This window comes from Metabacillus fastidiosus NBRC 101226, assembly GCF_001591625.1.
GTDB lineage: Bacteria > Bacillota > Bacilli > Bacillales > Bacillaceae > Metabacillus > Metabacillus fastidiosus.
In genome coordinates this window covers 37,197-58,443 of sequence record NZ_BCVG01000014.1, presented here as the reverse complement: position 1 = coordinate 58,443, position 21,247 = coordinate 37,197, and the positions used below count along the sequence as shown (strand labels likewise).

The 21,247-nt window shown below is 32.7% G+C and carries 27 protein-coding genes; 21 read left to right on the top strand and 6 right to left on the bottom strand.

The annotated features are described in order from the left end of the window. The first annotated feature begins 88 nt into the window (after window positions 1–88). The 16 genes from BFA01S_RS06005 (at window position 89) to BFA01S_RS05935 (ending at window position 12,280) form a co-directional block, all read left to right on the top strand. Window positions 89–283 (top strand): hypothetical protein, encoded by a 195-nt coding sequence (locus BFA01S_RS06005; protein ID WP_066226969.1) that lies wholly within the window; start codon window positions 89–91, stop codon window positions 281–283. Window positions 284–452: 169 nt separating this feature from the next. After that, window positions 453–800 (top strand): hypothetical protein, encoded by a 348-nt coding sequence (locus BFA01S_RS06000; RefSeq protein WP_066226966.1) that lies wholly within the window; start codon window positions 453–455, stop codon window positions 798–800. A 35-nt stretch (window positions 801–835) separates the two neighbouring features. Beyond that, a complete protein-coding gene (gene speG, locus BFA01S_RS05995; RefSeq protein ID WP_066226964.1) occupies window positions 836–1,351 on the top strand; it encodes a spermidine N1-acetyltransferase in 516 nt (171 codons plus the stop codon). A 200-nt stretch (window positions 1,352–1,551) separates the two neighbouring features. Continuing rightward, window positions 1,552–2,406 carry a YitT family protein gene (locus BFA01S_RS05990; protein ID WP_066226960.1) on the top strand — a complete coding sequence of 285 codons (855 nt, stop codon included), beginning with the start codon at window positions 1,552–1,554 and terminating at the stop codon, window positions 2,404–2,406. Between the two features lie 139 nt (window positions 2,407–2,545). Next, on the top strand, window positions 2,546–2,854 hold the full coding sequence (locus BFA01S_RS23185; protein ID WP_235842972.1) for a hypothetical protein: 309 nt from the start codon (window positions 2,546–2,548) through the stop codon (window positions 2,852–2,854). Window positions 2,855–2,875: 21 nt separating this feature from the next. Then, entirely contained in the window at window positions 2,876–3,433 is a 558-nt protein-coding gene (locus tag BFA01S_RS05985; RefSeq protein ID WP_235842971.1) for a M23 family metallopeptidase, read from the top strand. 155 nt (window positions 3,434–3,588) lie between these two features. Then, window positions 3,589–3,900 carry a hypothetical protein gene (locus tag BFA01S_RS05980; RefSeq protein WP_066226958.1) on the top strand — a complete coding sequence of 104 codons (312 nt, stop codon included), beginning with the start codon at window positions 3,589–3,591 and terminating at the stop codon, window positions 3,898–3,900. 174 nt (window positions 3,901–4,074) lie between these two features. Beyond that, on the top strand, window positions 4,075–4,359 hold the full coding sequence (locus BFA01S_RS05975; protein ID WP_066226953.1) for a hypothetical protein: 285 nt from the start codon (window positions 4,075–4,077) through the stop codon (window positions 4,357–4,359). Window positions 4,360–4,582: 223 nt separating this feature from the next. Further along, complete coding sequence (locus BFA01S_RS05970) at window positions 4,583–5,194, top strand: LysE/ArgO family amino acid transporter (protein ID WP_066226951.1); 612 nt, start codon at window positions 4,583–4,585, stop codon at window positions 5,192–5,194. 232 nt (window positions 5,195–5,426) lie between these two features. Continuing rightward, a complete protein-coding gene (locus BFA01S_RS05965; protein WP_066226947.1) occupies window positions 5,427–6,689 on the top strand; it encodes a glycoside hydrolase family 18 protein in 1,263 nt (420 codons plus the stop codon). A gap of 734 nt (window positions 6,690–7,423) precedes the next feature. Continuing rightward, on the top strand, window positions 7,424–7,813 hold the full coding sequence (locus tag BFA01S_RS05960; protein ID WP_066226944.1) for a GntR family transcriptional regulator: 390 nt from the start codon (window positions 7,424–7,426) through the stop codon (window positions 7,811–7,813). After that, window positions 7,810–8,499 carry an ABC transporter ATP-binding protein gene (locus BFA01S_RS05955; protein ID WP_066226941.1) on the top strand — a complete coding sequence of 230 codons (690 nt, stop codon included), beginning with the start codon at window positions 7,810–7,812 and terminating at the stop codon, window positions 8,497–8,499. Before BFA01S_RS05960 ends, BFA01S_RS05955 begins: the two co-directional genes overlap by 4 nt. Further along, complete coding sequence (locus BFA01S_RS05950; RefSeq protein ID WP_066226939.1) at window positions 8,496–9,326, top strand: hypothetical protein; 831 nt, start codon at window positions 8,496–8,498, stop codon at window positions 9,324–9,326. The genes BFA01S_RS05955 and BFA01S_RS05950 overlap by 4 nt, the downstream gene beginning before the upstream one ends. A 14-nt stretch (window positions 9,327–9,340) precedes the next feature. Next, on the top strand, window positions 9,341–10,549 hold the full coding sequence (locus BFA01S_RS05945; protein WP_066226937.1) for a hypothetical protein: 1,209 nt from the start codon (window positions 9,341–9,343) through the stop codon (window positions 10,547–10,549). A gap of 564 nt (window positions 10,550–11,113) precedes the next feature. Further along, a complete protein-coding gene (locus tag BFA01S_RS05940; RefSeq protein WP_218011631.1) occupies window positions 11,114–11,860 on the top strand; it encodes a CPBP family intramembrane glutamic endopeptidase in 747 nt (248 codons plus the stop codon). Between the two features lie 204 nt (window positions 11,861–12,064). Then, window positions 12,065–12,280 (top strand): bacteriocin immunity protein, encoded by a 216-nt coding sequence (locus tag BFA01S_RS05935; RefSeq protein ID WP_066226933.1) that lies wholly within the window; start codon window positions 12,065–12,067, stop codon window positions 12,278–12,280. A gap of 169 nt (window positions 12,281–12,449) precedes the next feature. On the opposite strand, the gene BFA01S_RS05930 is transcribed toward BFA01S_RS05935, so the two are convergent. From BFA01S_RS05930 to BFA01S_RS05925, 3 genes are all read right to left on the bottom strand, one after another. Next, window positions 12,450–12,794 (bottom strand): short-chain dehydrogenase, encoded by a 345-nt coding sequence (locus tag BFA01S_RS05930; protein WP_066226930.1) that lies wholly within the window; start codon window positions 12,792–12,794, stop codon window positions 12,450–12,452. A 309-nt stretch (window positions 12,795–13,103) separates the two neighbouring features. Continuing rightward, complete coding sequence (locus BFA01S_RS22290; protein WP_156483545.1) at window positions 13,104–13,313, bottom strand: hypothetical protein; 210 nt, start codon at window positions 13,311–13,313, stop codon at window positions 13,104–13,106. 316 nt (window positions 13,314–13,629) lie between these two features. Further along, window positions 13,630–14,070 carry an Lrp/AsnC family transcriptional regulator gene (locus BFA01S_RS05925; RefSeq protein WP_066226927.1) on the bottom strand — a complete coding sequence of 147 codons (441 nt, stop codon included), beginning with the start codon at window positions 14,068–14,070 and terminating at the stop codon, window positions 13,630–13,632. Window positions 14,071–14,253: 183 nt separating this feature from the next. Here BFA01S_RS05925 and BFA01S_RS05920 point away from each other — a divergent pair, with 183 nt between their 5' ends. Beyond that, complete coding sequence (locus BFA01S_RS05920; protein WP_066226924.1) at window positions 14,254–15,018, top strand: SDR family oxidoreductase; 765 nt, start codon at window positions 14,254–14,256, stop codon at window positions 15,016–15,018. Between the two features lie 351 nt (window positions 15,019–15,369). Here BFA01S_RS05920 and BFA01S_RS05915 read toward each other — a convergent pair whose 3' ends face one another. Continuing rightward, window positions 15,370–15,984 carry a class D sortase gene (locus tag BFA01S_RS05915; RefSeq protein ID WP_174521581.1) on the bottom strand — a complete coding sequence of 205 codons (615 nt, stop codon included), beginning with the start codon at window positions 15,982–15,984 and terminating at the stop codon, window positions 15,370–15,372. A 16-nt stretch (window positions 15,985–16,000) separates the two neighbouring features. Next, window positions 16,001–17,413, bottom strand: coding sequence for a processed acidic surface protein (locus tag BFA01S_RS05910; protein ID WP_066226916.1), 1,413 nt, complete (start codon window positions 17,411–17,413; stop codon window positions 16,001–16,003). A 509-nt stretch (window positions 17,414–17,922) separates the two neighbouring features. Here BFA01S_RS05910 and BFA01S_RS05905 point away from each other — a divergent pair. From BFA01S_RS05905 to BFA01S_RS05895, 3 genes are all read left to right on the top strand, one after another. Then, window positions 17,923–18,300, top strand: coding sequence for an SLAP domain-containing protein (locus BFA01S_RS05905; RefSeq protein WP_066226913.1), 378 nt, complete (start codon window positions 17,923–17,925; stop codon window positions 18,298–18,300). A gap of 440 nt (window positions 18,301–18,740) precedes the next feature. Continuing rightward, on the top strand, window positions 18,741–19,223 hold the full coding sequence (locus BFA01S_RS05900; RefSeq protein ID WP_066226975.1) for a DUF2975 domain-containing protein: 483 nt from the start codon (window positions 18,741–18,743) through the stop codon (window positions 19,221–19,223). A 10-nt stretch (window positions 19,224–19,233) separates the two neighbouring features. Next, window positions 19,234–19,455 (top strand): helix-turn-helix domain-containing protein, encoded by a 222-nt coding sequence (locus tag BFA01S_RS05895; RefSeq protein WP_066226908.1) that lies wholly within the window; start codon window positions 19,234–19,236, stop codon window positions 19,453–19,455. 279 nt (window positions 19,456–19,734) lie between these two features. On the opposite strand, the gene BFA01S_RS21770 is transcribed toward BFA01S_RS05895, so the two are convergent. Beyond that, window positions 19,735–19,962, bottom strand: a complete 228-nt coding sequence (locus BFA01S_RS21770; protein WP_082799875.1) for a hypothetical protein — start codon at window positions 19,960–19,962, stop codon at window positions 19,735–19,737. Between the two features lie 462 nt (window positions 19,963–20,424). Between BFA01S_RS21770 and BFA01S_RS05890 the strand changes: the two genes are divergently transcribed. After that, the gene (locus BFA01S_RS05890) at window positions 20,425–20,877 is read left to right on the top strand and encodes a GNAT family N-acetyltransferase (protein ID WP_066226905.1); all 453 of its coding nucleotides are present in this window, start codon (window positions 20,425–20,427) and stop codon (window positions 20,875–20,877) included. Window positions 20,878–21,247: the final 370 nt, after the last annotated feature.

Below are 21,247 nucleotides of genomic sequence, written 5' to 3'. Positions count from 1 at the left end.
TTACTGCTCGTTAAGGCTGGGATAAAAGGGTAAAATGGATATCTAGTCTATTATTTGATCGATTAGATGGTTAAATAGGGAAATCAGAATGAGAAAATGTGTTTTTAAAATAAATGTATCATTGGAAGAAGCTAAAAAACGTTATTGTAACTGGTTGGATAAGGATGTTGAATTTAAATTAGATGCGTACAGAAATTATGTGCATCAATCAGTATATGTTTCGCAATTTGAAGAAGGGTGGGCTGATGTAGTAACTTTTTTTGAAAAGGAATTAACTGGTTAATTAAATATAGTTTTTCATTATGAAGCATTCATTTCATGGAAAAAAGAGAATCTTGTAATTAGAGATTCTTTTTTTTATTGCCATGTTATAAAAGAGAAAAAAGGTTTAACGGTATCTTATAGGGAATAAAAAACGTTATAATTAATTTTATTTAGAGGAAGTGACGATAATGGAATCATTTCAGGCCGGGCAAGTATGGTCGTTTGACGGAAGAGAAGATGATCCTAACCCGTGCATTGTAGTATTAGAGAAGGAACCTTTTCTCGATACAACAGCTGTCCATATTCAAATAACAGGAGTAAGAATACAGACATCAGAAGGACAAATTTTAACAGAAATTGGACATGTGCCAGTATGTGAGAAAAGTATAAGGGACAGTGTCCAAGTTTATCTGGGGGAAACTTCCGTAAGAGAAGCAGGACTGGAAGGTATCAAGGTCTGGAGAGATGCAGGGGGCGGTGTTTATAATATTCAGCTGAAAGAAATTGTTTCTACTATAGAACAATCTTTACAATAAGGATAAAACATTTATACTTTTGGAGGTTTGAGAAGATGAGCAAGGAACTTAGATTGCGTCCTTTAGAACGAGAAGATTTGAAGTTTATTCATGAGATTAATAATGATGCTAATATTATGTCTTATTGGTTTGAAGAGCCGTATGAGGCTTTTGTAGAGCTGCGGGATTTATATGATAAGCATATTCACGACCAGAGTGAGCGCCGTTTTATAGTAGAAAGAAATGAAGAAATGCTCGGAATGGTGGAGTTAGTGGAAATAGATTATATTCACCGCAGAGCGGAATTCCAAATTATTATTGATCCGAGATATCAAGGTCAGGGCTATGCGGCTGAAGCAACTCGCTTAGCAATGGATTACGCCTTTTGTGTATTAAATATGCATAAGCTTTATTTAGTAGTTGATAAGAGAAATGAAAAAGCAATTCATATTTATAAAAAAGCCGGCTTTTCAATTGAAGGGGAACTGCAGGATGAATTTTTCGTTGACGGCAGCTATCACAGTGTTATAAGAATGTGTATTTTCCAAAGTCAGTACTTGGAGATGAGATAAAGTACCCGTAGAAAATTTTAAGCGGCTCTCAAGGCATGAATTCGGTATGGAACCGGGCTTATGCCTTTTTACTTTATTCGTAAAAATAACTAAATATTTTAAATTGTTGTTTTAAAAGCCAATTAATATATTATATATTTGCTATTATTAATAAAGATATAAAATTATTTCATTTTATTATAGTGAAAGAGAGAACATATATGGATATAAGAAAAGAATTAAGGTTTTATAGTTTGATTATATTTGGTACTTTTTTTGTTGGATTGGGGTTTAATATCTTTTTATTACCAGCTCTTTTAGCAGCAGGAGGGGTCTCCGGAATAAGTACGATACTTTACAGTCTGTATGGCTGGAATCCTGCTTTTGTTCAATGGAGTATTAACATTCCTGTTTTTTTTCTCGGATACTACTTCCTTGGGAGAGATTTCAGTGTGAAAACATTTGTTGGAACTACGTTTCTTCCTTTATCTGTTTGGATAACATCTTACTTACCCTTTACTGTGAAAGATCCTTTGCTTTCTTCCATATACGGGGGAATATTATGCGGTATCGGTCTTGGTTTAGTCTTTCGAGGAAAAGGTTCCACTGGCGGTACAACTATTATCGGCCAGCTTATTAAAAAATACACAGGATTATCAAGCGGTTTTGCACAGCTAATAATTGATGGCTGTGTCGTCGTTGTGGCAATTATTATTTTTGATTTAGAGCTTGCTCTTTATGCCATGATTTCAACTTTTATAGCAAGTAAATCGATAGATTTTATACAGCTTCGTTCCTCTGCTACTAAACTTGTATTAATTATTACAGAAAATGAGCAGCAAGTAACAAGTTTAATTCGAAATGAAGTTAATAGAGGTTTTACTAAAGTATGGTCAGAAGGAGGATTTTCGAATCGGAAAAAAGTGCTGTTACTCAGTGTGGTGGAACAATCGGAAGCCGTTTATTTAAAGGGATTAATACAGAGTCACGATATAGACTCTTTTGTTATATTTTTAAATGCTTCCGATATTATAGGAAAAGGATTCTCTTTACCGAGAGATTGTGAAAATAAATGAATAAAATTTAAGCACTAATAAAGTTATATAACTAAGGATGAGGAAATTAAGAAATTATACTTTTCATTTTTAATTAATTACAGAAGAAATAATTTAAATCGGTTAGCAGAGTTTAGCAAATGGGAGGCGAGGCTTTAAATTGATGCGGTTAATGAGAAATATAGGATTTACAAATAGTATATTGATAGGAATTATCTTTTTATTATGGATTAGTTTGTTTTTCATCAGTGGATTATTTAGTGTATATGCATGGACATTCCTTAAGATGATTTTACCGATTGTAGGATTATTAGGGATAATAATAAATATTATCCTATTCATTGTTTTTATAATCAGAAAGAAAAACATGATGAAATTATGTGTGAATTTAATTGTCAACATAGTATTAGTTTTTCCTTTATTAATGACAATGAATATTATTATTCTTGCATATCCAAATGATCTTTAGCATGCTAAACCAGCTGTTACTGTGGAATGGCCTTTCATTGAACAAACAGTTGTAGGATGGGGCGGCGATACTGTTGAAAATAATCTTCCCCATGTTATATGGGCATCAGAAAGATGGGCATATGATTTAGTTATAGAACCATACGATATTGGAAGTAGCAATAACGAAGATTATGGAATTTGGAACAAAGAAGTTTATTCCCCTGTTTCTGGAACAGTAATTGCTGCTTATGATAAGGAAGAAGATATTGTACCAGGTTCAGAACAGTTTACTTCAATGGAAGGAAACTATGCTTATATTAAAATAGATGAAACTGGAACATATTTATTGTTAAACCATTTAAAAAAAGATAGTGTTTCTGTAAAAGTGGGAGATCATGTAAATCAAGGAGATGTAATTGGACGAGTAGGAAACAGCGGTTCAACTTCGGAACCTCATTTACATATTCATCATCAAAAACAAGATCCAACTAAAGTTATATATCCGATCTTGGCAGAAGGATTGCCGTTATTTTTTGAAGACATTAATGGAGAATCTATGCCTCAAAAAGGAGATGTTATTACACGTAATATTCAATAATAACTGAGCTTAAAATGTCGATAATGTTAGCTAGCTTATTACGCATTTAATTCTTTGAATATTTATTAAATATTATCAAATTTGAGCTATGTTACAATAAACTGATATTAGATAGTATTTAAGAGTTATAATTTAAGTGGGAAGGTTGTTCTTATTTGAAAGACAAAGTGATTGCTCAAAAGAAACATGGCATCATCAGTTTTATTTCTCTTGCAATTGGAGTTATTTGCTTTTTTATTGTTTTTGTAACACCAACAAGAATTGCAAACATTGGCAGTTCGATTGGAGACTATATAACGTTTTCACTTACAGGTGTCGGCATCATATTATCTCTGACTGGTATAGTGAAGAAAACAGAGAAAAATATAATTCCTGTTATATCTTTAATTCTATCATCCTCTTTCTTTATCTTCTGGTTAATCATAATTATCTTATTATTTACCGGTCAAATGGAATTTGGACCATAAGCCAGTATAAAAGGAGCTTCAATCGAAGGTCCTTTTATACTGGCTAAAATCTGAATTATGTAAAGTATTGTATTAGATATTTTAAAACGTTATTTAAACGAAAATATGTGTAAATCTGGGAATTTGTGTAGTGTCTATAAAATGTGTAGTAAAGAAAAGTAAAGGTAGATGGGTATGAACAAAAAAACAAAAGTAATTGGAGCAGCGATTGCTCTTGGAATCATTATCATGTTATATGTTTCCCCAGTTCTTACGATAAGAAGTTATATACTTCTCCAAGGTTATCCTATTGTCAGTATAACTGCTCATATTGATTATAATGGAAAATTAAATAATGGTGAAATGGCATATCAGGTAGAAACTTGGATAGATCGAGAAACAAAAATGCCGATTCCGTATATCTATTTAAAAAAGAACATCATCGGTATGTACTATGTTGCAGAGGTAAAGGTGCCCTGATTGTATAGCGGATGAAGCTTATTTAATTAACTGTTGCGTTAAATAAACAAGTAAGAAGATCTTTCATTCGAAAATCTTTTTTATTTTCTATAAGAATATTTTATATTAACCTGGTATTATCCAATAAAAAGATATTTTACTGGAATAAGAAATCTTCATTGTTCATGAAGTTGTATTATAATTTAGTAGCAGTTAGGAGATTAGAAAGGATTGTAGGTTTTATATGATAAGTGCTGTTATTCATGGTTTTATTTTAGCCTTTGGATTGATTCTTCCATTAGGTGTTCAGAATGTTTTTATTTTTAATCAAGGTGCAACTCAACGAAAATTCAGCAGAACTTTACCAGTTGTCATTACGGCATCCATTTGCGATACCATTCTTATAACTTTAGCTGTTTTAGGTGTATCAGTCATTGTTTTAGGTGTTTACTGGATAAAAATTGTCCTATTAACGGGTGGAATTATTTTTTTAGTGTATATGGGATATACGACTTGGAAAAGCAAGCCTGCCACAACATCATCGAGTGAAAAAGCTCTTACTCCAAAAAAACAAATTGTTTTTGCCGCTTCGGTTTCTTTATTAAATCCTCACGCCATTATGGATACGATCGGAGTAATCGGAACAAGTTCAATATCATACTCAGATACAGAGAAGATTGGATTTACTTTAGCTTGTATTATAACGTCTTGGATATGGTTTTTTTCTCTCTCATTAGTTGGAAGACAAGTTGGAAGGTTAGATAACTCGGGAAGATTTATTATCATTTTAAACAAAGTATCTGCTCTTATTATGTGGGGAACAGCAATATATTTGATCATCACATTAATTTCTTAATGGAATTTTCACTAATAAGTACGTTAATTGAATAAACAGCTAAAAAGATCTTTTTTTATAGTTTAAAATATCAGTTATGTTAACAGAAGCTGTATAAAATGTATATCGCCCTTATTCTTATTGAAATATCATCATTTATTGGCAGACACATTAATATTATTTTATATATCTATTTAAAAATTTAATTTTTTTCTGTCAGATGCATTGATAAAAAGTAAATGGGGGCGTAATTATGTTTATCCATATAGTTCAACCTGGTGATACTTTATTTTCAATAAGCAACAGGTATGATTATTCTATTAGTCAGCTTCGTATGGTCAATGGCTTGGAGCAAACAAATATTGTTCCGGGTCAAGCTCTGCTTATTGCTCTTTACGTATATACTGTTCAGCCTGGGGACACACTCACTAGTATTGCCAAAAAGGCCTATGTTCCCTTAGAACAATTAAGAACAGCTAATCCTTCCCTTAATCTCGACGTTTTAAAGCCTGGAATGAAAATAAGGATTCCTAATATTTCGAACTATGTTGCAGGTACGTTGAGTTATTATGTTGTCCGGACTCCGGAATTGGATCGAACATTGATTAATGATTTCGCACCTTATTCATCTTCTATTTCCCTTTTTGAATATCATTTTGGTACCAATGGAGATATAGTAAACGATCTAAATGATCTAACAGCGATTGAAACGACTTGGAGGAACAGGGTTACTCCGCTCGTTACCATTACTAATCTAACATCAGAAGGCTTTAGTTCAGAACTTGCTCACCAAGTCCTGAATAATCCAACAGCAAGGACAAATCTTGTTAATAATATCTTTTATTTAGTATCCAGAAAGGGATATGGCGGAGTAAATATTGATTTTGAACGTGTGAGAGCTGAAGATAGGGACTTGTTCACCGGATTTTTACGTCAATTGAGAGACCGTTTAAGACCAAGAGGCTATGTTTTAACAATAGCTGTTCCGGCAAAAACGAGTGAGGATATTCCTTGGTTAAGAGGGTATGATTATGGAGGAATTGGAGCCGTTGTTAATTATATGTTTATTATGGCATATGATTGGTATCATTCCGGCAGCGAGCCAGGACCTGTAGCACCAATTACTGAAGTGAGAAAAACGATACAATTTGCTATAAAGAGTGTTCCACGAAGGAAAATTATACTCGGGGTTCCTTTATACGGGTATGATTGGTTAATTCCATACATACCAGGTACAGTGGCACCTGGTATATCAAATCAGAAAGCAGTTGAAACAGCTATGCGGTATCAGTCACCTATACAATATTCAGAGGAATATGAATCACCGTTTTTTCAATATAGAGATGAACAGGGAAAAACACATGAGGTATGGTTTGAAGACAGCAGAAGCATGAGTGCAAAAATGATATTAGTACGCGAGTTTGGTTTACAGGCGATAGGTGCTTGGCAATTAACACTTGGATTCGCCCAGGGACCTTGGCTTTTAAGGAAATTTTTCACGATTAGAAAGGTATAAAACGAACCTTATTACTTTAAATATACATGTAAATCAATAATTCCAACTGTTATGAGCGGCATAATTACTATTATTATTCCAGAGCTGCTAACAAATAAGTGAGGGGATAGAATATAAAAAAGACAGCGGCTTAAGAGGAGGCTGTCTTTTCTTATTGCTTTCTTTCAAATCCTTTTCCTGAATAAGAGCCTTCAGCTTTATATGTACATAGAAACACTCTTCATCTAATAAGAAAGGGGTAGATTAGTAAAAGAATGATAGAAGAAAAGCGGCTAAAACTTTAAGTGAAACTGGTAAAATTGACACTATAAAATTAAATAAAAGGCTGTGTTTAACTTCATTGTTGTTTTTCATCAAATCGGCGGTGACTCCTACAGGCAAAGCGTAAGGTGAGAGACCTCACAGACGAACATTTGCGAGTCGAGGAGGTGAAAGGCATTGAGTTATTAATTAGAATTATTGAATATATGTTGACATGAAATGTGTATTAAGCATATAATACATTCCGAAGAGTGTATTAACTACTTAATACATGTTTTTGTGGGTAGTGTATTAAATGTTTAATACAATAAACAGATTAGCCAGTGCAATGGCTCGATGTTTTATCGGTACTCACTGCAACAGTTTATTGGGAAGTTCTGTATCAAAGTCTTTTATACACTGTACATAGCCTACTATGCTTAATCTGTATTAAATAGTTAATACACAAAATGATTTTCTGGGAGTTGGGTCGATTGAATGTAAAGTTTAATACTAGGGATCCGGTTTATGTACAGGTCATCCGGCTTTTTAAAGAAAAAATCGCCATGGGCTATTTTGAACCGGGCCAGGAGATTCCATCAAGAAGGGAATTGGCTAATCAGCTGAAGATTAATCCAAATACCGTACAACGAGCTTATAAGGAAATGGGGGAACAAGGATTGATTTTTACCGAGGGGAATATGCCGAGCCGCATTACGAAAGATGAAGTGGTCCTTAACAGAGTTCGTGAGGAATTGATTGTCGAAGCAGTTGACAATTTTATTGGTTCCATCAAAACGATCAATGTGCCGCTTTCCGAAGTGTTGGAACTAGTCAAGAAAAAGTATGATACGGAAAACGAAGAAGAGGAGGGATCGGAATGATTGAAGTGAGAAATATCAAGAAAAAATACGGTAAGAAACAGGTTTTAAAAGGTGTTTCCTTTACTGCTGAAAAAGGTGAAATTACTTGTCTGATCGGTATAAACGGGGTCGGAAAGACGACAATTATGAAAGCTGTTATGGCACTTACTCCGATTGATAGTGGTGAAATTTTAATTGACGGTGAAAAAATCGGTAAAGAAAGCTTTGAAAAAATTACCTTTATTCCCGATACCATCACGATGTTGCCGCAAATGAAGATTGATGATGCCTTTACGTTCATGGCGGATTTTTATAAAAGCTGGAACCCGGAAAGAGCAAAGGAACTTCTGCAATTTTTTAAGTTGAATGCTTCAGAACGTATTTCCGATTTATCAAAGGGAAATACGGCTAAAGTCAATCTGTTATTAGGTTTGGCACTGGATGTGAATTACTTGCTGATGGATGAACCATTCTCCGGGATCGATATTTTTAGCCGTGAGCAGATTGCGGATGTGTTTACAAGTCATTTGATTGAAGACCGAGGCGTGATTATCACAACTCATGAAATTAATGATATTGAATATTTGATTGACAAGGCAGTAATCCTTGATAACGGTGAAGTACTAAAGGAATTCAGTGTGGAAGAAGTACGTGAGAATGAAGGAAAATCGGTCGTCGATGTGATGCGGGAGGTGTATTTGGGATGAAAAGTTATTTAAAACTCGTTAATTTTGAAGTGAATCGATTTTTCAATATATATTTGATTTTAATCGGGATCACAATTCTCTCCCAAGTCATTGGTTCATTTGCCGTCTCAAAAGGATATATGAATGAGGCAAATCAGATGATTAATGAAAATCTAATGCCAAAGAGTCAATTCATTGAGCAATTCGGGACCTTGTCTTTTTACCAACTCGTTTTTTCTGGGTGGTTTTTGCTGCCAATCGCTCTTTGTATCACAACTTTGATGATTTATGTTTTCTTTATTTGGTATCGGGACTGGTTTGGGAAAAATACTTTCATTTATAGATTGTTAATGTTGCCGGTCGAACGGATTAATATATATTTCGCAAAACTGACGGCTATCATGTTTTTTGTAATCGGGTTTATTGCCTTGCAAATCTTATTGATTCCAATTGAAATTCAAATATTAAAAAGTATTGTGCCTGCCGACTTTCGAACCGATTTGCCATTTCATGAGATTTTTAATCTCAATATAATGAACTGGTTTTATCCAAATACAATTATTGAATTTATCCTTGTTTATGGAACCGGTCTGATTTTTGTATCGGTCTTATTCACCGCCATTTTATTGGAGCGGAGTTACCGTTTAAAAGGAATTTTCTTCGCAATTGTTTATGGAATTCTTTCCTTCCTTGTCTTTTTTGCACCGGTATTATTGAGTATCTTTTTTGCAAGGAACTATTTTTACCCAATTGAAATCTTTGTAATGGAATTGGTGGCAGGTGTCATTGTTTTAGTAAGTGCAGTTTGGATAGCAAATCATTTGCTAAAACGTAAAATTAGGGTCTGAGGGGGGGAATTATATTGAAAAAATATTGGAAAACCATATTGATCGGTTTAGTTATAATTATTACAATTGGTGCTTTCTATATCCAGACAGCAATGGCTAATGACACCGAATTGTCCTTTAGAATAGAAACTATCAGCGGAAATGAAGAAGAAATGGAAAATGTTTCCTTAAGTGTGGCCTATAAGAATGGCGATATTCATCGTTGGCTGGATATTTCAAAGAATGGTACGACTGATACGATGAACCAGTCTTTTATTGAAACATTGATCAATTCAAATACTTATGGAAATTTGATGTTTCAAAAATATATTAAAGAACATCGTAATTTTATGCGCGGCAAAAAATTGAATCCAACTTATTATTTTGAAGATGAAGAGCGTTTGATTTACACTAATATTCCCAATGATGGGCGAGTGATTCAGGGAATTCCTTTAACTCTTAAGATTCATATTCTGGATAAAAAAACAAATAAACAGTCATCTTTTGAAATCAATACGCCAGTCCATGCCAGCTACGATTGGGAGAACGTGAATAATGTATACGCAGAAAACGGAAAAATAAAAATTTTCGTAAGTGGCTATCTCATTAATGGAGGAGAGGAACTTCGCATTTATACGATTGATGAAAACAAAAAGGAATTAGAACATGACTCAATTATTGCAAAAGAAGAGCTGGAAGAGGGAATGATATCCAGTATCCGTATATTTAATGATTCCGAAATAATTCAAACTGAAAACTATTACTTATATATGGTAGAAAAATATAAGGATCAAAGGGGGGATCATGTATCTGCTGAACCTGAACAAATCTCCAGCCAAGTGTATCTTTATAGCAACATCACCAATCAAGTGGAGGAATGGACAGTTCCTGTTGAATTAAAACCATATATTGACATGATGGTCATTCATGAGAATGATATATTTATTCCTGTTCCTTCAGACACTGGTTTGGAACTGAATCGTTATAATATTGAAAAGGAACAATGGGAAAGTCCTGAAAACTTTAGTTTTACGAACCCTGCGAGTGAGGAAGACGAGCCGTTTTTCCAGCTTAAAAATGGGAAACTGTATATAGTGAATCATGTTTCTGACGGCCATTCGATATTTATCGGTGATTTGCGTACAGGGGAATCGCTATATGAAGGTAAAATCATCGGTGAAAACAATGAAAACCTGGGTCCGAATTTCGAACTTTATATCAATCAATTATATAAAAACCTTTAAAGAAATAACCTGCCGTTTTGAAAAAAAGGATGCTGTTCAATTAAGGTGAACTCCAAAAGTTCGAGTTTTGATTAAGTAATTAATAGGCAGGTATGGATTCGGTATTGAACTGGATTCATACCTGCCTATTTTTGTTTTATTCTTCTGTTATGAGAATAAGCGATATATCCGAGTCCTTGGATTGTCAATTTTGAGATTGAAATTGACAGTATGATCGCCAGGATGAATTATCTAACTCAAATAAGTCATAATACGATAGGAAACCCTCAAATTTGAAGAGATTGTGAATGTTTATCCTTAAATTAAAGGGTACCTTGATTCAATAGAAAGCTAAAAGGATCTTATTTTATAGATTCTTTTTTAGTACCTATAATGTTGCTTATGTTAACTCAACTTAAAAAATTTCAATATATTATTTATATATTAAAAATGGTAATATTTACTTATGGTAATCTTGCCATTGGATAAATTTTAAGACTCAATTATGTATAAAATTCAAATGGAGGGTGGATTATTAATCAGCTATTATTCAGAAATATTATTCATTCATGTTTGTTTATATCTTTGCTTATTTTGATTCAAACGAATAATTATTTATTTTTAAGTATTTGGTGTATTATTGCTGCACTTCTATACATAAGATCAGATCAATCAGGTCGATTATTTATTATGACGAGTGGGTTGTTTGGCTTTGGTTTTTATGCATACTTATATGTGACTACATATTTACTTGAAGGCATTCACTGGAGAGAAATACATATTTTATTGGATAGACTGTCATTAGTTTTAATTCTCATTCCATTATTGTTATTATCGTTGGTTTATAAAAGTTCATTTATCCATTATTTAAAGAAACCAAATTGGGATAACATCATTCAGTTTCCTTTTATTTTATCAGGGGCTCATCATGTAAAATTAAAGTTTTTTCTGCCGATTGCACTCATAATCAATATTATTGCAATGCTGCCGTTTATAGTTTCAAATGGATGGTCATTTATACAGGAGTTTTTTATTATAGCTGTGATTTTTTCGTTTACAAATGCCATTCTTGAAGAGTTTGTATGGAGAGGGGCTCTGCTGAGTCGTTTTTCAGAGCAAATAGGTGAAACATGGGCAATTATCCTTACCAGTTTAGGATTTGGTTTGCAGCATTATTCACTCGGTTTTCCATGGTCTGTTTGTATCGCTTTTTCATTCGGCGGTTTCTTTTATGGTGCTATTACTGTCAAATCTAAAAGTATCATTCCATCTATAATATGGCATATAGCTCTTAATTTCTTAATGGTTTTCAGTGGATTGATTGTAAAATGATCTAATTGATCAAAATAAAATATTATTATTAAAAACAGAGGATCTCTAATTAGAGATTCTTTTTACTGCCTGAAGTAAATTATTTTAACTGGAGCCGTGAGCTTTATAAATGTTAAAAATCGGTTTATTTTAGGCGTTGATCAATAATATAAAACTTCTAATTCTTATTTAAAAGAATGAAAATGAGAGGGGGAAGTGTTCAATTTGAATGATACATTAAGCAAAGAACAATTAGTAATACTTGTTGAAGACATTGTTAATCCAAAATTAGAGGAACATGAAATAAATAAAAAGATTGAACTTCTAGAAAAAAATGTACCTCATCCAGCTCCCAGTGATTTAATCTTTTGGAACGAGGAAGAACTTACTGCAAGAGAAATAGTAGAAAAAGCATTAAATTACAGACCGATAAGTTTGTGAAAGTTCAAGTTAAACCGAAGCCAATGTACTTTCTTAGAAATACAATAACCATCTATCAATTACTTTTATAGATGGTTATTAAAGATATTTAAAAACTTCAATTCTATGGTCTTTAGGAATAATAAAGTTATTTAATTATGGAAGGAGAATTGTTAATAATAGCCCCTATTTAAATGCCAAAGTGAATCATATATTTATTCTCTTCTTTTGCTTGAATAATTTTTTTAGCTAATTCGTTAAGATCAATAGATTGCTTCATATCTTTGGCAGATATAATCACATCTAAGAATTGAGATAATGATTCAGGTGGAATAATCGTAATCCCACAATATGCTAAACCATATTCGGGACGATTTAACGAATGAAAATATGTTTTCATTGTCGATAAGGGTTTAAGCAAATTTTCAAGAATATCATCATCAACAGAAATACAGTTATGTACATCTGGAGTGTAACCCTCGTAGGTTTTTTGATCATTGATTTCATTAATTACGCCAAATTCGTGAACAGCCATAAATATAAATCCCCTTTTGATAATTTTCCTGCCCTTTTCTTAACTAACCAAATATCGAAATATTTTTATTAATAAAAAATGGAGTGGTGACGGACTTTTATTCTATTTTTTAAACAACGTTTGTTGCTTTAAAATAAAGTTTGATCAAAAATATCTCACAAACCAGCATCATGCGATAAATAAAAAGAAACTATTTTGAAAAAAGATTGATCAAAATAGATCTTTTGCAGCAGATTTAAGTTTCGATTTTATAAAAAAAGTTTGATTGTTTTCTATCTTTAATTTTCAACGCTAAGGGCTTTCTTTAGCTTATAATTTCTTCTCTTCATGATAGTTCTCCCATAGTGAGCCGATGTATTTTTCTAATGCTTTAACAATGTCATTTGCAATATCATTTTTGACTCGTATGAGCACAAATAAAGGAGGTAAGTTGGTCTCACGAAAAGCCTTAATCATGGATTCTTCTTGTGGTGTAATATCCATAACGTATTTCTCTTCCTTTCCAGTTAAATTATACAAAACAAATCAACTTCTTATTTTTAAGAATACTTTCAATATTAATAATTCGCTAAAATAAAGAGAAAATCCTTACTAAATAAAACTGTGTCGTTAGCTTAAGTACATTTCTTTACACCTTCATCATTCAATTTAAAGTGTCATTCCACAATCTCGCCCGATTGCGAAACAAGAAAAAATCCCGCATTTCAATACAGGATTTTTGATCGAAATTCATTATAAATGATCAGACTTTTTATAAATGATCGAACTTTATTTCAAAGCCACACTTACTTGTTTATCATTAGAGATTGACCCTTAGGATTTTTGTAATCTCTTATCAGAACGATATCTTCTCTTCGAATTCGTTCTTTAAAACGATTAAAGGAGACGATAATCCAAATTTCATTAAAGAATCTAAAAAAGTAGCAAGAGAATCCATCGAATCGATCATTACTTTCATCAAATAATTAAATTCCCCGCTAATCCGATATAAGTCCGTTACTTCAGAAGCAGATTTACAAAATTGTACAAAATCAGAACATTGGCTTGTTTTAAACATAATGAATGCCTGAATGTTTTTATTAATTTTGGAAGGCTCAAATCTCGTCCTGTAAGCAGCTATAACCCCTTGTTCTTCAAGCTTGTTAATCCGTTCTTTAACAGCAGGCTGCGTCATCGATATAACCCGTCCTATTTCTGTAACGGGGATTCTCGCGTTTTCATACAACAAATTCATGATTTTATGATCTATTTCATCTAATTTTACTGTATTTTTCATACCTAACCTCCTTATTTTGTTTTATAAAGTAAATGACGATTTATACCTATAATATCATAAGTTTAATAAGGAATTTATTTATAAATATGTATTTAAAAATCCTAAATTTTAAATAAAAATATAAATATACATCTATACGATAAAACATGACGATGAATAAACAAATCGAAAAGGATGAAAAAAATGAAGCATCTTGATGGGAAAGTAGCGTTAGTAACAGGAGCAAGTCGTGGAATAGGTCGTTCTATCGCAAAGAGGTTGGCACAAGATGGTGCATTAGTCGCCATTCACTTTGGTAGAAATAAAACTGCAGCAGATCAAACGATTAGAGAGATTGAATCTAATGGAGGAAAAGCCTTCACAGTTGAAGCTGAACTCAATTCGATCAGTGGTGTCAAAAAACTAATAGAACAATTAGATAATGAACTGCAATTAAGAGTTGGTACATCAGCAATTGATATTCTAGTAAACAATGCAGGTATAGGTACACAGGGAACTATTGAAGATACGACAGAAGAAGCTTTTGATGAAATTATTGCTGTCAATATTAAAGCACCGTTCTTCTTAATCCAGCAAGCATTACCGCGTCTACGAGAACAAGCTCGTATTATTAACATTTCATCAGCTGAAGTACGAATTGGTTTAACTGGATCAATTGCATATGGTTTAAGTAAAGGGGCACTTAACACTATGACTCTTCCTTTAGCTAAACATCTTGGAGAAAGAGGTATAACAGTTAATACGATTATGCCGGGATATACGCAGACGGATATCAATGCTAAGTTGCTGGATGATCCAGAAATACGAAATTTTGCTACTGACTCTTCTGTGTTCAAGCGGTTGGGGAAGGTGGAAGATATTGCAGATGCAGTAGCATTCCTTGCTTCCTCTGATAGTCGTTGGATAACGGGACAAATTTTGGATGTATCAGGAGGATTTCTTTTATAGGGGCCGGAAAAAACAAGGCCATTTCAAAACTTAAAACGGATATTTTATATTGAAATTTTGAATATGAGATGAGTTTGGGGTAGTCTTTTCCAAGTGTAAAATCTGTCTTATTTAATTAAAAAGGGCGCATTTCTGAAGAAAGAAATGCGCTCTGCTTAATGAATTGGAGTAAGAGTTTGCATAACCCCTACTTTTTAAACAATATCAGGAGTATTTTAATGTAAATATTGATTTATCAACAATGTAGAAAATCCTGCATAAACAATAAATCAGATATATTGTCATTTAACACTTGTTCGTTATAGGTTCTTACTGTTTATCAATGAATAATACTTTGTTCAAACCTTTTAATCAATTTAATGTTTTTGAAGCCAAGTAGGCAACGAGTATATACCGTTCAGGTGCTGACCCAATATATTCAAAGGGATAGCATGTACTAACAGTTAGTGTTGCTCTTGGCTTTGGAACAATAACGGTTCGGTCATCTTCATCAACAATTCGGACTTTGTTCACTTTGTATTTAAATTCTCCTGCTGACGTTCGAACGATTAACGAGTCTCCTTCGCCTACCTCACCGAGTTTTCGAAATACAGTATCTCGATGACCCGAAAGGACGGAGTTGTCCTTCTCACCTGGTAGTACACTTTCAGCGAAATGTCCAACTCCCTTTTCCAATTCATCCTCATCCGTTCCATGATAGATAGGAAGTGTTGCCTTTAACTTTGGAATATACAGTTCACCTATTTCTTCACCGATTTTAGGACGGGTAGGGTATAACTCTTTGTCTTCTTTTATTTCTTTTTTTGTTGATTTTGTCTTTTCTTCTACTTGGCTATTCTCTGGCTGAGTATTGTATGCAAAATATCCTTTTGCAAACTTATATACATTTGTGGTAGAAAACCATAACCCGAATAAAATCATGATGATCGCTAACGAAAGAAAAATAACTCCTTTTTTTCTGTTCATTTTTAATAATTTCACTTTATGCATTCCTTACTTTTCGATACATGAAAATCCCGGCAAGTAAAATGAAAAGTCCCAATAGGGCATTCGGAATATAATCAGAAGCAGTCTTTGGAAGTTTCGCACCTTTTACAGTTTTTTGTTCCGATTTTTTCTGGATAAGATTTTTTTGTTTTTCTGATTTAGCTGTTGATGGTCGTTCAACTGTTTTTGTTATATTGTCTGCAGAGTCTTTAATTTGTTTTCCTGTGTCCACAACAGTTTCCGAATCGACCATTTCACCTGTTATAATGAAGTCAGCTAAAAATTCCCCGTCAGTATTATATAATTTTACTTTCAAGTTAGCCCCTTTAAGTTCTGTTAAGTTCATTAAGTCCATTAATGATATCGGTGTTTCCGATCCTTCTTTAACAAGACTATAAGATGCTTTTAATTTGAAAATAGAAAGTAATTCTTCGTAGATAGATGCTAACTCGCCAACTTGTTCTGCTGTAAGCTCAGCAGCCATATCAAAGTCCTCGAAAGCCATCATACGGTTACCTAATGTTTCAAGTCTTTCAATTGTTGCAGGGTTAGAGAGTTCTTCCTCTAATGACATGAAATGCTCCATGAGGCGCTCAAGCTCCTCGTCCGTCAGATCAATTTCTTGTTGAAAAATAGCAAGGAGTTCATCAGCTATTTCTTCATCCAGTCCAGGGAACACTCCTGAAGACCAAATCATTTCTTCCAATTCATCCATATACACATAATCATTAATATTTTTCCCGTTTTCCTTTAACAGTTCGAATACAGCTGACTGATCCATTCCATAAGATTCTTTAAAATAATCTAAATTGCTTAAGTCAGCTTTAATAACTTCACCTAAGAAGTCTTTTAAATCTTCAACTGTTTCAAATTCTTCAGTATTAGTCTCATAAATAGCAAGGACTGCTTCTATATCTTCCTTTTTTACTTCAAATCCTCTAATCTTGCTTACTTCGGCTAAATAATCTACAAAATCTTGGTCAAAGTTTGGATCACGTTCAAAAGGCTTGTCTTCTATATAGAAAGAAACAGCTGAATCGAGATCATCAAGGAAAATATAATCATTAACACTTTCTCCATGTTCTTCTAATAATTGATCAAGACTTTCCTTATTCAATTCATATTCTTCATAAATATAATTAAGGTTACTTAAATCACTTTTAATGACTTCATCTAAGAAATTACGAATCTCTTTAACAGATGTAAAGTTTTCAATAGTTTCATCGTAAGCAGCAAGGGATGCTTCTATATCTTGTTTTGTTACTTCAAATCCTCTTACCTTGCTGATCTCTTTTAAATATTGGGTAAGTTCTTGTTCAAACTTCGTGTTTGGAGCAGCTAGTGTTAACTGCGGAAATAAACCAATTAATAATGAGAATGAAAGTAAAAGTACTCCTAGTTTTTTCATGTTGTTCACCTTTTCTTCACAGTTTTATTTTTTCTAGAGAATTATAAAGTAATAATGAAAATCTAACAATACAAGTATTTTTTTACCAATATGGATTTGCTGCTTTGTTAGTTAAAATGATTTTATGTGGCATATGATTTCTTCTTTCTTACATCTAAATTCTATAAGTGACTTACTACAGAGAAAAGATGCGATTCAAAGAATTATTAATAGATATGTTTTTAGGTCATTAGGGTTCCACTTTTTAAGGTAATCTAATATTTTCTGAATAGATATTTCACTTCTTATTCTTATATCCTCTTTAGTGTAAGAGATTTAGGATTCTAAAATCGTAACTTTTGACCGATGAACGAGTTTAATGTGTAAAATGTAAAGTATGATAACTAGAGTGATATAAATTAATTATCTAGGGGACTTTTAATCTCTTATTGAAGTAACGAGGCAGATTAGTTTAATCCAGTCTTTCTTTCGCTTATGTTAAACTTAGCCTTCAAGAGGTGGTTTTAGTTATGCAGCAATTACAATTTGAAGCGTCTTGGGACAAAGCATTATCTGCTCAGGACCGACAAAATATAGAAAGAATCTTTAGTGAAACAAAATATCTAAACAGTGCTGATATTCTTTGCTATCCTATTCGAGAAGCAATCAACCATCAAGAGGACCTGCTCGTATCTGTACTGGTCCATAACTTTACGGACCATTCGCTTATTTTTAATAAAGCAAGATTAGTTTACAGTATTCAGGGAGATGTCATTGCAGATAAGGCATTCACTTTACCTGCACTTGTTATCTCATCCCAAGTGAGTATGCCTTGGACGTTTATATTTCCAAAGGACAGTTATACACGACAGATTTCTTTTGAGAATGGGCGATTAGAAATACTTTAAATCCGCTTTGCAGATCTTTCTTTTTACATGGGCTGTTTTCTCAAAAGGGTAGAGAATTATCAAGATAGTTGTTATCTATTCGATTGCATAGAAGTTAAGAATAATAAAAATATTGGAATATTTTTTAAAGAATTGGATAGCTTCATGATAGTTATATTGAGCTGATCAAGATGTTGACCCAAGAGAAGGAGTTAACCCACTTTCTTAGTTTATCTCGAACTGAAGTAAGCGGTTAGTTGAACGAGTTATAAATTGAATAGTTTAAAGTTATAGAGCATTTCTTTGTAATGAGGGATGCTTTTTATTTTTCTTTAAAATTAAAAGGATATTTATTTAACAATAATAATATAATAAAAAACAATATTTTTTTATTGTAAAACGATAAAAATATGTTAAGATTGATTTAACAATAATTAAGAGAGGTGCTTTTTATGAAACTTATGAAACGTGGAACAACATTGTTTTTAAAAATAGCTGTTATTCTTATTGGAATCCCAATTCTTGCTTTGTGCATCTTTTTGGTACCGGAGATAGCGAAGTTTGCAGCAGAGTTGTATCCAGAGATTGCTTATATAAAGTATCTTGTTTTCATCGATTTTTATGCAGCGGCGATACCATTTTACTTTGCACTGTATCAAGCTTTTAAACTTTTAAGCTATATCGATAAGAACAGTGCATTCTCGGAACTATCTGTAAAGGCTTTAAACAATATTAAAAAATGTGCAATTACAATCAGCAGCATCTTTGTTCTCGGATTGCCGCTTTTCTATCTTGTGGCGGAGGCAGACGATGCTCCAGGTATCATAATAATCGGAATGGTCCTGATTTTTGCTTCAATGGTTATAGCAGTCTTTGCTGCTGTTCTCCAAAAGCTTTTACAAGAAGCCATCGATATAAAGTCAGAAAATGACTTAATAGTCTGAGGTGAATAAGATGACGATTATAATCAATATTGATGTGATGTTGGCTAAAAGGAAAATGAGTGTAACAGAACTTTCGGAGAGAGTTGGAATTACGATGGCAAATCTTTCTATATTGAAGAATGGAAAGGCAAAAGCGATTCGATTATCAACTTTAGAAGCGATTTGTAAGGCTTTAGAATGTCAGCCCGGAGATATTTTAGAATACAAAAGTGACGAAGACACTCAAGAATAGCAGACAACAAATTTTTTCAGCTAACGGGTAATTTAACTCAGTAAATAATTAAAAAAGATCTTTAATTTAAAAGATCTTTTTTTCTGTTTAAAATGTTCATTATGTTACCTGACTTTATATAACGTATTAATATGAATTTATTTCTTATCATCTTTATTGAATACATGATTCATTTAAAATTTTCATAAGCTTTCAAAAAATTCACGTGTTAAATAAAATAATCAGGTTGTCTTTTTTCAACAACCTGACATTCTTTTTCTAATCTAAGTACTTTTAATATTAGTAGCCGTATCCTCCACCATATCCATAACCAGGATAATGAGGATAAGGATGATAGTAAGGTGGATAATATGGATAATGAGGATAGTGATAATAAGGCGGGTAGTATGGATAATATGGATAATGGTGATATGGTGGTCTTGGATAGTATAGTGGCTGTCTTTCAGCTGAATTATATTCGTCTTGTGAAAAATCGGCTTCTTCAGCATGAAAATTTTGAGATTGCAAAATATTACCTCCCTTCATAAATTTTCATACCCTTAACTTTATGCAAATCCGAGGTGTTTAATTACTCATTCTCCTATAGATTATTCAATTTTAATAATCAAACGTTATTATAATTCTTCTTTCCTCTTTAATATTTATAAGATCCATTATGTTAACCAAAGATTAATTGAGAAAGGGATATGTCGCTTTTTATAGAATTTTATATTAGTTGAGTGAAGTTTAGAAGAGGAAGGGCGAGATGAGAGGAGTAAAGAAATTAAGTACAATTTGATTGGGGAAATATACAATTACACAAGAAAACCAGGTAAAAGAATAGCAAAAATAATTAAGTGATTTCGAAAAAATATGATCAATAAAGTGAAAACAACTTCTTGAAAAATTTGATTTTAAGAGGAATAGATTCATGACGTCAGGATTATGTATCAATTTAAAATAAACTTTTAAAACGGAAGGAAATTTATTATGCGAATTATTAGTGTTAGAGAACAGCCAGAGTATAAGGAAAAAGCAATTAAATATATTCAGAGCATATGGGCAAATGAGAATAGTATGAAAGTATACGAGAATTGTATTATCCATAGTGTCACGACTGATAGTCCGCTTCCTATTTGGTACTTAATGGAGGAAGCGGGTGAGATTATCGGTTGTGCCGGTCTTATAAGTAATGACTTTATTAGCCGGATGGATTTATGGCCTTGGATATGTGCTCTTTATATTGAAGAGAATTATCGCGGTAAGTCTTTAGGGAAAGAGCTGCTTTTACGTGCTAAAGCTGATGCTGAAAAAGCAGGGTTTAATAAAGTTTTCCTTTGTACGGATCACATTGGATACTACGAAAAATATGGATTTACCTATATCGGTGACGGATATCATCCTTGGGGAAGCAGTTCGAGGATTTATGAAAGCAATGAGTAATAAAATCATTTTTCTTCAGGAAGTATCCTGTTTTAACCAGTATTTATGCTAACTAAATAGAATAATAATATTTAGTTTAATTAATTTTCATACATAAAAATCTAATGTTAATAACTATGTTTATAAGAAAGAGTCGTATTCAAACCTGTTTTAGATATTTATCTGAAACAGGTTTTGTTATCTTTTAGCAGGATAGGGACCTTTCTTGTTAGAATGGGAAAGAAATTAAATATGTTACACACGAGATTTAATAATTATAAAGAAGAAAAATTCATGATTGCTGTTTCAATTTAAAGCAATAGTAATGGAATGCTGTCCTTAAGATAGAAGTTTATTTATTGTTTCATTAAAGGGAAAGTATTGTTAAAAA